The organism is Musicola keenii (assembly GCF_014855505.1).
In the GTDB taxonomy this organism is placed as follows: domain Bacteria; phylum Pseudomonadota; class Gammaproteobacteria; order Enterobacterales; family Enterobacteriaceae; genus Musicola; species Musicola paradisiaca.
The window spans coordinates 47,156-60,024 of sequence record NZ_JAAWVW010000004.1 but is presented as its reverse complement, the minus strand read 5'-3'; the positions used below and the strand labels follow the sequence as shown (position 1 = coordinate 60,024).

Annotated in this window: 9 protein-coding genes; 4 read left to right on the top strand and 5 right to left on the bottom strand. The window is 54.6% G+C overall.

The features are described from left to right. The first annotated feature begins 85 nt into the window (after nucleotides 1-85). Nucleotides 86-2,479 (top strand): TonB-dependent receptor domain-containing protein, encoded by a 2,394-nt coding sequence (locus HEP82_RS05380; protein ID WP_407938275.1) that lies wholly within the window; start codon nucleotides 86-88, stop codon nucleotides 2,477-2,479. 107 nt (nucleotides 2,480-2,586) lie between these two features. Here the strand turns inward: HEP82_RS05380 and HEP82_RS05375 are convergent, their stop codons facing one another. Beyond that, a complete protein-coding gene (locus tag HEP82_RS05375) occupies nucleotides 2,587-3,072 on the bottom strand; it encodes a Dps family protein (protein ID WP_192457151.1) in 486 nt (161 codons plus the stop codon). Between the two features lie 368 nt (nucleotides 3,073-3,440). Further along, nucleotides 3,441-4,898, bottom strand: a complete 1,458-nt coding sequence (locus HEP82_RS05370; protein WP_192457150.1) for an AMP nucleosidase — start codon at nucleotides 4,896-4,898, stop codon at nucleotides 3,441-3,443. Between the two features lie 315 nt (nucleotides 4,899-5,213). On the opposite strand from HEP82_RS05370, the gene HEP82_RS05365 reads away from it, so the two are divergent. Both HEP82_RS05365 and HEP82_RS05360 read left to right on the top strand, forming a co-directional pair. Next, nucleotides 5,214-6,374, top strand: coding sequence for a M20 aminoacylase family protein (locus HEP82_RS05365; RefSeq protein WP_192457149.1), 1,161 nt, complete (start codon nucleotides 5,214-5,216; stop codon nucleotides 6,372-6,374). Nucleotides 6,375-6,623: 249 nt separating this feature from the next. Next, nucleotides 6,624-7,556, top strand: coding sequence for a DKNYY domain-containing protein (locus HEP82_RS05360; protein WP_192457148.1), 933 nt, complete (start codon nucleotides 6,624-6,626; stop codon nucleotides 7,554-7,556). Nucleotides 7,557-7,708: 152 nt separating this feature from the next. Here the strand turns inward: HEP82_RS05360 and HEP82_RS05355 are convergent, their stop codons facing one another. From HEP82_RS05355 to dgcN, 3 genes are read right to left on the bottom strand one after another with little or no spacing between them, the layout of a single operon-like run. Continuing rightward, nucleotides 7,709-8,569 carry a D-amino-acid transaminase gene (locus HEP82_RS05355; protein WP_192457147.1) on the bottom strand — a complete coding sequence of 287 codons (861 nt, stop codon included), beginning with the start codon at nucleotides 8,567-8,569 and terminating at the stop codon, nucleotides 7,709-7,711. After that, entirely contained in the window at nucleotides 8,569-9,585 is a 1,017-nt protein-coding gene (gene dgcA, locus HEP82_RS05350; protein ID WP_192457328.1) for an N-acetyl-D-Glu racemase DgcA, read from the bottom strand. Before dgcA ends, HEP82_RS05355 begins: the two co-directional genes overlap by 1 nt. A 10-nt stretch (nucleotides 9,586-9,595) precedes the next feature. Further along, the gene (dgcN, locus tag HEP82_RS05345) at nucleotides 9,596-10,588 is read right to left on the bottom strand and encodes an N-acetyltransferase DgcN (RefSeq protein ID WP_192457146.1); all 993 of its coding nucleotides are present in this window, start codon (nucleotides 10,586-10,588) and stop codon (nucleotides 9,596-9,598) included. A gap of 781 nt (nucleotides 10,589-11,369) precedes the next feature. Here dgcN and HEP82_RS05340 point away from each other — a divergent pair. Next, nucleotides 11,370-12,848: a sensor domain-containing diguanylate cyclase gene (locus tag HEP82_RS05340; RefSeq protein ID WP_225622342.1), complete on the top strand. Its 1,479-nt coding sequence runs from the start codon at nucleotides 11,370-11,372 to the stop codon at nucleotides 12,846-12,848. Nucleotides 12,849-12,869 lie beyond the last annotated feature (21 nt).

Genomic DNA, 12,869 nt, shown 5'->3' with positions numbered 1-12,869 from the left:
TCGGCTCCGAACGGGCGAAACATACTGAAAAGTAATGCTGGGCAGGAAGATAACGACAACTATTTATCGAGGTTGCAGTATGTTCTTGCATCGAAACACAGAAACACATCGCACCGGCCTGAGCCGGATTATTCTGACCGGCGTGTTGTCCGGTCTGGCCTGCCAAACATTGGCGGCAGAGACATCCACCGCAGAGGAAACCACCAGGAAAACGGAAAAATCCGCCGCCGATAAATCTCAGCCAACGGGCGATCAGATTACGGTCTTATCACCCAGGGTGAAAAAGCCCGGCACCACCATGACGGTGACAGAGGAAGAAATCCGTAAAAACGGCGGCAACGATTTCGGTTCCGTTATGCGCTATCAGCCGCTGGTCGGGGCGACCGGCTCCAGTGGCGGTTCCGGTTCCGGCAAGAGCGGTTTCGATCGCAGCGGTTATACCGGCTACAACATCCGCGGCCTGGAAAGCAACCGGGTGGCGATCGACGTGGACGGTATTCCGTTGCCGAACGCGACCAGCCGCGGCTATGCCGGGCGCGCCGGGCTTGGCACCTTCGGTATCGGTCGCGACTACATCGACCCTTACATGTACGGATTGATCAGTATCGATGCCGGCGCCACGCCGGTTGAACGGGCGAACAACGCCATCGGCGGCGCGGTGTCTTTCCGCCCTAAATCGCCGGATCAGTATCTCTCGGCGCAGAAAACCCAGTATTTCGGCTACCAGAGCGGTTACGACTCCGCCAATCGCAGCTGGCAGAATGGCGTCACTGTCGCCGGCGGCGATAAGACATTGCGCGGTATTGTGGCGATCAGTCGTCGCGACGGCCAGGAAACCCGTACCAACAGCGAAGCGTTGTCGGCTTATCCCATGAACTGGCACTCTACCGCGGTCATGACGTCGGCCATCTGGCAACCGAATGATCAGCACCGTTTCACCGGTACGCTGGATTACTACGATAAAACCACCAATACCCACTATGACGGCTGGAACTCCAGCGGCAACGCCATCGTCGGCACTTCACATCAGGAGAGCGATACCCAGCGCTGGAGCATGAACTTGCGTCACAGCTGGACGGCGGCAGCCAGCGGCGGCCTGGTGGATGCGGTGGATTCAAGGGTGTATTTCCAGCGTTCCAAAGCGCAGGACGAGACCTATCTGCCGCAGGACAGCGGCAGCATGTACACCACCTACTCGGATTACAATGTGAAGACCTTCGGCGTCGAAACCAGCCTGCTGAAAGAGTGGGGCAGGCATCAGTTCACCTGGGGCTTTAACGCGCAACAGTCCAACACCGAGCGCCCGTTCCATCAGGTGCCGACGCAAACCTACGCCAACGCGATCATGCAGCCGGAAGCGGACAGCCGCAGCGACAGCCTGGGCGGCTTTGCGCAGGATAAAATGGATTTCGAGGTGGTGAGCAAAACGCTGTCCATCACGCCGGGCGTGCGAGTGGCTTACCAGAATACCAAACCGCGTAATCTCTCCAGCCTGAGCGCGGGCAGCAGCGTGATTGACAGCGACGATGTGACGGCGTTGTACGATAAGACGAACCGCGATACGCAGGTATTGCCGTCGCTGAGTTTGCAGTATGAGCTGGCGCCGCGTCTGAGCACCTATCTGCAGTACCGCCGCGGCGCGCAGTTCCCGGATGCCGGCCAGTTGTACGGATCCTGGGGGTTGGGCTCCAACTACGCCGGGCGCGCCCAGTACGCGCTGATTGGCAACACCTCGCTGAAAACCGAAACCAGTGATAACTACGAATGGGGCCTGAAAGGTGATATCACCGAAGGCGTGGCCTTCCGTTCTGCGCTGTTCTACAACAACTATCGTGATTTTATCGCCTATACCCGTTACACCCGCGCCGCCAATCCGGAGCGGTTTACCACTGTTCCGAGCAACATTTACACCGCTTATCAGGCGGAAAATCGCGACAAAGCCTATATTTACGGCGCCGAATTCAGCAGCCGTATTCAGTGGGGGACGTGGTTCAACACCTTGAACGGGTTGAGCACCACGCTGGCGGTGGGCTATAGCGAAGGAAAGTCTAAATCCAGCTATCTGGGCGATCGCTATGTGGATCTGGACAGCGTGGCGCCGGTGAAAGCGGTGATCGGTTTGGCATGGGACGACCCTGAAAAACGCTACGGCGCTGCGGTTAACACCACTTTCCAGAAAGGCAAGCAGGCCACGGCGACCAACCGTCAAAGTTACAGCAACAGCGGTGCGGCGTTGACGGACTCGTCGTCCAGCTACCTGCGTATTCCCGGTTACGGGCTGGTGGATGTGACCGCCTACTGGCAGGTGCTGCCTCACGTCAAGCTGAGCGGCGGCGTGTATAACCTGACCGATCGCAAATACTGGGATTATCTCAGCAGCCGTCAGTTGACGCTGGCGACCAATCAGGATCTCTACAACAAGGCGCTGGCGGTGATGCCGGGACGAACCTTCCAATTGGGTGTGAACGTGGACTTCTGATTGTCGGGCGTGACGTAACGCCGCCCGGCGTAAAATGAAAAACGGAGCGGGGTGCCTGCAACCCCGCTCCGTTGTTGTTTGTATCAGCTTGACGGTGGCCGAATGGATTAACGCAGGTAGGCGTTATACATCCAGATCTGTTTTTCCTGTTCCTGAATGTAATCGGTCATCAGGGAGGCGGTACCTTCGTCGCCGGCTTCCGCCGCCAGCGGCAGAATTTCACGCTGCTGTTGCAATAAGGCGGCATAACCGGCCAGCAGCCCTTCCAGCGTGGATTTCCCGTCGGTGACGTTGACGTCTTCCTTGATATCGGCCACTTTCAGATAATCGCTATAAGCGTGTAACGGTTGCCCGCCCAGGGCCAAAATTCTTTCCGCCAGCTCGTCGATTTTCAGCAACAGATCGTTGTAGATCTCTTCAAACTTGGCATGCAGTTCAAAGAAGGCTGCGCCGGAAATGTTCCAGTGATAACCGCGTACATTCATATAGAGAATCTGGTAATTCGCCAACAGCTTGTTCAGCTTGCCGGAAATTTTTTCTGATAGCTGAACATCAAGGCCGATCGGGCTTTTTTTCTTCTTACTGCCAGACATATATGCTCTCCTTATCAGTGAGTATTACCGGGCCGCATGTCAATGTGGGACAGTTTCAGGCATGACGGCCTCACGTGTAAACCTAACTCTGTCGATCATAAGACCGGATGACAACATCATGATCTTTATGTAAATCCGTTGTCAGCGGAAGACAATGATTTTTTACTGTCATGAATCAGGTTGTATGACGTCATTATACGTAGTGATACGGAGAATGGCTGTTTGCGAATACCTGTTATAGCGATTTGCGGTGGTTATCATACCCACAGCCAATGTAAGCCTATGCCTGTTGATGGTGGGGGGAATCTAGCGGCCCATTGTTTCAGGAAACCGGTTCTCCGCCCGCGTGATACGGGCGGAGGCTGTACTTAACGGAATGGCGGTTCGTTGAAGGTGCGTAGTTTACGAGAGTGGAGATGTTCAGCTTCGGCACGCAACAGATCCACCGCGCAGATGCCGATTTGCAGATGCTCGGAAATCGCGCCTTCGTAGAAACGGTTGGCTTGCCCCGGTAGTTTGATTTCACCGTGCAACGGTTTGTCGGACACGCACAGCAGCGTTCCATAGGGGACGCGAAAGCGATAACCCTGCGCGGCGATAGTGGCGCTTTCCATATCCACGGCGACCGCACGGCTCAAGTTAAAGCGCAGCGCCGATGCGGAGTAGCGCAACTCCCAATTGCGATCGTCCGTGGTGACGACGGTACCGGTACGAAGACGCTGTTTCACCTCTTCCCCCGGCATGCCGCTGACTTTTTTGGTAGCGTCGTACAAGGCTCGCTGCACTTCGGCAATGCTGGGGATCGGAATGTCCGGCGGCAGCACCGTATCCAGCACATGATCGTCGCGCAGATAGGCATGCGCCAGCACGTAATCGCCGATGGACTGGCTTTCCCGCAGCCCGCCGCAGTGGCCGATCATCAGCCAAGCGTGTGGACGCAATACGGCCAGGTGATCGCAAATCGTCTTGGCATTCGACGGCCCGACGCCGATATTGACCAGCGTGATGCCCCGTCCCTCGCGGGAAATAAGGTGGTAGGCCGGCATTTGATGATTTTTCCATGCCAGGTCGGACACGGCGCGTTCGGGAAAGGCGGTATCTGCCGTGACGATCGTCCCGCCTGCGCACGCCAGTGCTTCATACGGGCTGGTGGGGTCGACAATCTGGTCACAGGCCCAGCGAACGAATTCATCCACGTAGCGGGTGTAATTGGTAAAGAGTACGAACGGTTGAAAGTGTTCGGCCTGAGTGCCGGTGTAGTGGCGCAACCGTGCCAGCGAAAAGTCAGTCCGCAATGCATCAAAATGGGACAACGGATAATGCTCGCTATCCGGCAACAAGCCGTCGGCGGTTTCATCGCCGATCAGCGACAGTTCGGTGGTGGGGAAATGCTGTGCCAGTCCGACGCTCATGGTGCGGTTCAGCCCAAGATTAGCCCCGTCGATCACGTAGGGATAAGGGATTTCCTTATCGGAAGGAACCACTTCGATAACCGCCGAATATTCACTCTCCAAAATCGCCAATTGTTCGGCCAGATAGGCCCGGAACAACTCCGGACGAGTGATGGTCGTGCTGTAACTGCCGCCGTGGGTCAGTCTGCCGTAGGCTCGGGTCTTGTTATGTTTCTGGGATTGTCCATCCCAACTGATGCGCAATTCCGGATAGACGAACAGCCCTTTGGCGCGGGCGGCTTCATCCGGCAATGAACCGTCGGTGATAAAGGCGCTGATGGCAGCGCGCAGCGCGGTGACGGCATTGTCATAGAGCGCTTCCAGTTTATCGATCGCCTGGCTGGCGGAAAGACCGGCTCCGGGTACGTAACTCATCTTTTCTCCTTGGTGGGGTTTCGACGGGACTCAGCCTAATGCAGTAGTGTGACACAGGGGCGATGCACGGACGATAAGAAACATGATTTATCCGACGATACCGTAACGTATGGGCCTGACGGGGCTGCGCCACTTGGGATGAGTAAGCCGCTCTCGCGCCATACTCATTCATTCAGAAGGCGGATCCGGTTATGAGTTATGCAGAGAGGTGATTTCACTCTGTTTGGCCGGTGACGTAGAGTAAGTTATCGATAAAGACGGTGTGCGTGTGGTGTATGTTCTTGCCGGCTCGCATAACGAAGGGGTAGCACGACTATGAGCATTCCTCCGGCGTTGCTGGAACAGGCCGTCAGGTGGCGGCGTCAACTGCATTCCTGTCCTGAACTCGGCTATCAGGAACATCAAACATCACGCATGGTGGCGGAATTACTGACGAGCTTCGGTTTACAGGTGCATACCGGGTTAGCGGGTACTGGCGTTGTTGGCACGCTGAAAAATGGCGACGGGCCAGCCATAGGGTTGCGTGCAGATATGGATGCCCTGCCCGTGACGGAACTGGGGCATTGCGAACATAAATCCCTGCATGATGGTGTGATGCATGCATGCGGACATGATGGGCATACCGCCATTCTGCTGGCAACCGCGCGTCATCTTAGTCAACAGCCTCATTTCAATGGTACGGTGCATTTCGTTTTTCAACCTGCTGAAGAGAATCTGGGCGGTGCCCGTCGGATGGTGGAAGACGGGTTATTCCGGCATTTCCCGATGAAAAGTATCTACGCGCTGCATAACTGGCCGGGGCTGCCCGCCGGGCATGTCGGCGTGAGCGAAGGGGCGATAATGGCGTCGCTGGATTCTTTTGAAATCGAGCTGACCGGGAAGAGTTGTCATGCCGCCATGCCGGAAAGTGGCGCGGATCCTATCGTCGCCGCATCGCAACTGGTGCTGTCGCTGCAAACCATTACCTCCCGATGTTTGTCGCCGCAATCCTCGGCAGTGGTCAGCGTGACGCAGATTATCGGCGGTGAAGCTATCAATGTTATTCCTGAGAAAGTGATCTTGCGCGGTACGATCCGATGTTTGCAGGCCGATGTGCGAGAGCGGGTAAAAACTCTGATCGATCAGTTCGTCACTCAGTTACCGGTGGTGTTTGGCGTCAGGGGAGACATCCGCTATTTCCCCGGTTATCCGGTCACGATGAACACCCCATCCGCCGCACTGGCCGTCAGCGATGTCGCCCGGGCGCTTTTGGGCGATGATCGCGTACATTGGCAGGTTAAACCTTCCATGGCATCGGAGGATTTTGCCTGCATGCTGGAGCATTGTCCTGGCGCCTATTTCTGGTTGGGGGCTGATGGTCTGGCGCCTTCCCGTCCCTTGCATAACGCATTCTATGATTTCAATGATGAACTGCTCGAAACCGGCGTTCAGTTATGGAGTGCATTGGTGGCGCGTTTGTTGCCCATTTCACCGTGACACACTGTTTACGTTTAGTCAGATATTGGTGAATGTCGCAAAACGGAGAGATAGTTGAGTCGAGGTGTTTAGCACAAGCTATATTGCCATCCGTACAGAGCTACGTGTTTGGGATGATCGGTATTCTGATGCGCGGCTGAAATCGTGGTGATGAGATTTCATCGGGCACCAGCAATATCGATGATGCAACGGGAAGAAACGGATACGCAGTCATGCGTTGATTGGATAACGGAGCAGGAAGGAAGCGCCATGAAAAGGATCTGGTTGAGCGCCTTGAGTTTGGGCATGGTGACGCTGTCATCTTATGCGGATGTTCCGCCGCCGTATAAGGTGGTGGATGGGAAGGTGGCGTTGCAGATTTCGGTGAATGTGCCCGCGCAGGTGTTGCCGGGGGCAAAGCCGGAGAATTTCCGGGTGTTGCAGAAGAGTCGGGGCATGATCCTGGCTGCGTCGGGCAACAATTTTTACTGCAACCAGCGGCCGCTGCCCGCCGGTTTTAATGCGGAAAGCGCCAGGATCCGCGGTGAGTTCTTCCTGGTGTCGAATGTTGGTTCCTACCTCAGTTGCGAACGTATGAATCACAATATTGACGCTAATACCTTTCAGGCGCTGGATTTCCCTTTCTTCCGCGATCGCACCCATGTCTGGCTGCCGGACGGCGAGACGCTGGAGGGCGTGGACGCCGATAGTTTCAAATCGATAGGTCGTAGTCAGGCGTTCGACAAGAAAAATTACTATTACGCTGAGCGGGAAATCACCGTGACCCCCTACAGCAAGAAAGTCGCTGCGTTCGGTAATTGCTTCGGCTGGGCGTCGGTTGATGGCGTGGCGTTTTTTCGCGGGGAGTCGCGCAAAGATGTGGATGTCGCCAGCTTTCGTTGCCTGACGTTCAACGCGGCGCTGGATAAACAGAAATTCTATGTGTTCGATCGTGTTTATCCCGGCTTACCGGCAGGAGTGAACGTTGAAGATATCAAGGTTGTCCGTGGAACGGACAAACTGGTGACGGACGGCAAGCGCGTCTGGTTTCTGGGCGTGGAGCCGGTGTTGTTGTCAGGCCTGAAGTCTGACGATGTTAAGCTGAAGTCGGAACTTAATGGCTATACCATCAGTGATGGGGCAACCCGCTGGCAATGCGGTAAGGTCAAAATCGGCGACAATCCACTGTGCAGTAAAGGGTGAGATTAGGCAGCTGTTCCCATTAGCGTGATCCTATCGCTGACGGCAACGAATACATTAAGGGGGAGGCACTCATGGGCCTCCCCTTTGCATTATCTATCCGATAGATAGGTGTGGTGATTTAGATAAACGATGGAAAGAAAACGGTATGTCGTTTATCCGGCCGTTTGATCGTGCACCATGCCGACGTAGATCTCACGCAATTGACGCGCCAACGGGCCGGGACGCCCATCGCCGATCGTGACGCCGTCAATCTCTACAACCGGCCAGACAAAGGTGGTGGCGGAGCTGATAAAGGCTTCTTTGGCATGGCGGGCTTCTTCCGGTGTAAAGGCGCGTTCTTCAATCACCAGGTTATGCTGCTCCGCCAGTTTCAGCAGGCCGGCACGGGTGATGCCGTGCAGAATGTCGTTGCTGAGTGGCCGGGTAATGACGTGGTTGTTAGCGTCGACAATGTAGCAGTTGCTGGAGCTGCCTTCCGTCACCAGGCCATTTTCAACCAGCCAGGCGTCGTCGGCGCCTTTTTCGTGCGCCCATTCCTTCGCCATGCAGGCCATCAGCAGGCTGACGGTCTTGATATCCCGTCGGTGCCAACGCAGATCCGGGCAGGTAATGACCTTGATACCTTTCTCGGCGCAGGGGTGATGGATCACCGGCCGCGCTTGCGTAAACAAGACCAGCGTCGGTTCGGCGTCGGCGGGAAACGCAAAGTCGCGATCACCGGTATTGCCCCGGCTAAGTTGCAGGTAGATGCCACCTTCCTGAAGTTGGTTTTTTTCTATCAGCGCGAGGTGGATCTCTCGCAATGCTTCGATGCTGACCGGCAGACGCAGGTTCAGCTCGCGGCAGGAACGCGCCAGCCGCGCCATATGCCCGTCGTATTCCGCCAGCCGGCCGTTGACGACGGCCGTCACTTCATACACCGCATCGGCGAACAGAAAACCGCGATCGAACACGGAGACTTTGGCTGCTTCTTCAGGCAGATACTGCCCGTTAACATAAACAGTACGAGACATCACGCTACTCCTGTTAAACATGTGCGGGACTGACCCTGGCCCCATAAGCCGTTTTCCGGCAGGTACAGTTGGCTATCGCGCCATTCGAGCCCACCGACGCGATCGTCCTGCAATAGCAATGGGCCGTCGAGATCGACCACGTCAGCGCCTTGGGCCACCAGCGTGGCCGGCGCCATCGATAGCGAGGTGCTGACCATGCATCCCACCATGACTTTCAACCCCTGGGCGCGTGCGGCATGGCGCAGATGCAGGGCTTCTGTTAGCCCACCGCTTTTATCCAGCTTGATGTTGATCAGGTCATAGCGTGCGGCAAGCCCGGCCAGTGATCGGCGATCATGGCAGGATTCATCCGCACAGATGGGAATCGGACGCGGCAACGACGCCAGCGCCGCATCTTCGCGGGCGGGTAGCGGCTGTTCAATCATGGCGACGCCCAGCCGCAGCAGTTCCGGTACCAATCTCTGATAAAGTGCGGCGTCCCAACCTTCGTTGGCGTCGACGATCAACCGCGATTCAGGCGCCCAGCGGCGTACAGCGGCTACACGATCGATATCCTGTTCGTCCGCCAGCTTGAGTTTGAGCAATGGGCGGTAAGCATTGCGTTGTGCGGATTGCGCCATACGCTCCGGGGTGTCTAGCGACAGCGTATAAGCGCTGACGAGCGGCGTCGGGCGCGGTAATCCGGCCAACTGCCACACCGGTTTGCCCTGCTGTTGACTGGCCAAATCCCAGTAGGCGCAGTCCAGCGCATTGCGTGCAGCGCCCGGGGGTAGCGCGTCCTGCAACGCTTCTCGCGTCATTCCTTGTCGTATCGCGTCGGCTACGCTGTGCAATTGGGCTTCTACATGGCTGATGTTTTCGCCATACCGGGCATAGGGAACGCTTTCGCCATGTCCGATGTGATTGCCGTCGCTCAGGGTGACTTTAATCACCTCCGCATGGGTTTTGCTGCCGCGCGATATGGTGAACGTTTCCCGCAGGGCCCAACTTTCGTGGGTGAAAATCAGTTCCGCCATGCCGAATTCCTCAGAGTTGGTCGACAATGCGCCCAACGCCCTGACGGAACGGATCCACCACGGGTAGGCCAAGTTGTTGTTCCAGTTTCGTCATATAAGACAGGGCATCGGCTTCACTCAGATGAGCGCTATTGATGGATACGCCGACGAAACGCGCGTGAGGGTTGGTCAGGCGCGCCATGGCCAGATTAAGGTCGATGCAGGCCTGCAGATCCGGCAGCGGATAATCGACGCCGCGCATGTGGGTGCGGGTAGGTTCGTGGCACAGCACCAGGGCGTCCGGTTGCGCGCCGTGGATGATCCCGGTGGTGACGCCGGCGAACGACGGGTGGAACAACGAACCCTGACCTTCAATCACGTCCCAGTGATCGGCATCGTTATCCGGTGCTAAGGTTTCCACCGCGCCGGCGATGAAATCGGAAACCACGGCATCGATACTAACGCCTGCGCCGGAGATCAGGATCCCGGTCTGGCCGGTGGCGCGGAATGTGGCTTTGCGGTTGCGCGACAGCAGTTCTTTTTCAATGGCCAGCGCGGTGTACATTTTGCCGCAGGAACAGTCGGTGCCGACCGGCAGCAGGCGTTGGCCGCTACGTTTACGTCCGCTGGCTACCGGATAGGTTTGAGTTGGATGGCGCACATCGAACAGCGAACGCCCCAGGCGGGCTGCCAGCTCGCTCAGTTCCGGCACGTCGGCCAGTTTATTGTGCAGACCTGCCGCCAAATCCATGCCGCATTCCAGCGCTTGGCGCAGAACGGCGATCCAGGCATCGGAGATGATGCCGCCGCGGTTGGCGACGCCGATGACCAATGTTTGCGCGCCGGCGGCGCGGGCGGCGGGGATGTCCAAATCTGGCAAATCGCAATCGGCATGGCAACCAGGCATACGGTATTGGCCGACGCAATATTCCGGATGCCATTGTTTAATACCAATTGCCACCTTAGCGGCCAGTTGGTCATGAGCATCACCTAAAAACAACAAATAAGGTTTTTTAATATTCATTACATTCTCCATTCCTGAAATAAAACTCAAGACAATAGGCCGCCGTATCGCTAATTATGCGACGATGAAATAACAGGGTTGATGGCGAAAAATAAAATCTGATCGTCATCACAGTGGAATCACACTGAATTGTGTTGTGTTTGATATTACCAAGCAGTGTTATGTTGTCAATATTGATAAAAAATAAGAATTTTATTCCACGTTGTCGCCTTTTTTGTGTCGTTATGTGACGGTTTATTGATTGTGTTAAAAATAAAAAACCAAAAAAAAGTTAAAAAATGAATGTGTGCCGATTTTTATAAATTATGACATGCTCTGGTAATAAAAAAGTCTTATACGTGCAGCCTTTGCATTATTTTGGTGCCATTGCACGGTGTAATAATCATGGCTGAGATAATCATTGTTAAATGTTAATGCAATAATAATAAGGCTTGATGAGTGCGTTAATAAAGCGCGCTTTTTCGATGCATTAGCGAGTTTTCAGGCGGAAGGCGTATCGCCTTATGCCCTGAAAAAGGGCAAGGCCGACAGATGGACGAAATGCAAATTCGTGTGTGGTGAGGAGAGCGGTTTTTAGCTATTATGCTTACAAAAGTGAGATTATTAAGAATGAACCGGGGTTTTATTCTGATAACTCGCTCTAAAATTAGAGTTTAATTTGTTAATTGGTTGTTTTTAGAGTTGTTTCCCGAGAGTGGATATGCCATCGAATAATCCTCCCCCTATGAATGTTGGCCGCTTTTTGCTCCTGTTCCGGCGTTTTTCGTCACCGGGCATCACCATGATGGGATTTTTAGTGATGTTAGGGCTGATATTCTGCGTTACCAGCGTCTGGAACTTCTGGACTTCTTATCAGCATCGTCTGGATGAAGCTGAAGATAATGTGATCAACTTATCATTCGCGATGTCGCGTCAGGCAGAGGATACCTTCGTCCCAGTCGAAGTCGCCATTGACGATATGCTACGGGAGTTTGCACAGACCGGAATGCTGGACTCCAACAAAGTGCGAAGCGTTCTCGATACCCATCGGGCGGTGCTACCGCAATTAGTGGGTTTTTATTTGTTTGATGAAAGAGGGAATCTGGTTTCCTCCACCTCTAAAGTGCCGCTCTATATTTATAATGCAGGACGAAGAGAATATTTTATTTGGCTCAAAGAACATAATACGTCGGCATTATATATAAGTCAGGTCAGTACCAGTTCAACGACCGGGCGGCGTATTATTCCTGTGGCGAAAAGATTGACTGGCGAAAATGGCGAGTTCAAAGGTATTTTTCTGGCGACCATTGATCATAATTATTTCGGTAATTTTTATCGTTATTTTACGCTCGGCTATAACAGCGTGTTATCACTGATGAATGCCGATGCCCACGCTATTTTTATCTATCCCGATCCGGCCTCCTATATTAATGACGATTTTACAACCGGCGGATTGTTTGACCAGCAACGTCAGCAACTCGCCAGCGGCAGTGGAACCTGGCGTGTCACGCTGGATAATAAAGTGCGCATTGTGGGGTATGTCAGGCTTAAACGTTATCCGCTGGTGGTGGCGGCCAGTGTGGAAAAAGCGGCGGTACAACGACGCTGGCTGGTGGAAAATCTCCCGGCGATGCTGCTGAATGTGTTTGTGCTGTTTCCCATCCTTTTTATGGGGACGCTGGTGCTGAAACAGATCCGGCTGACGGTCAGAAATAAGGACGTATTGACACGTTTACATCAGGAAGAAACCGATAAAAATCGGGTTTTGCAAAAGTTGGCGTTGGTTGACCCGTTAACCCGGCTGGCGAATCGGCGTCGCTTCGACAGCTATTTGGAGCAATCACTGGAAAAAATGCGTGATGAAGGCAAAGTGTTGTCGCTGATTATGATGGATGTGGATTTCTTCAAATATTTTAACGACACCTATGGGCATGTTCGGGGCGATCGCTGTCTGTCGCAGATCGGCAGTGTGCTGTTGGGAAGGATCTGGCCGTCCGGTGCGCTGCCGGCTCGCTATGGCGGCGAGGAATTTGCGGTGATCCTACCCAATGTGACGGGCGAGCAGGCGGAGTTGCTGGGTGAACAGGTGGTTGAGGCGATAAGGGCATGCGCAATTCCACATCAAGAGTCCTTGCTGCCGGATCACATTGTCACGGTGAGTGTCGGCGTTTACTCCTTTTCCAGCGCCAACCCCTGTGATGTACAGCGCCTTAAGGATGGCGCTGATCAGGCCTTGTATTTGGCCAAGAAAAAAGGACGCAATCAATGTGTAAGGTTGTAGTCTGCGCGGCCGCCGAACGGC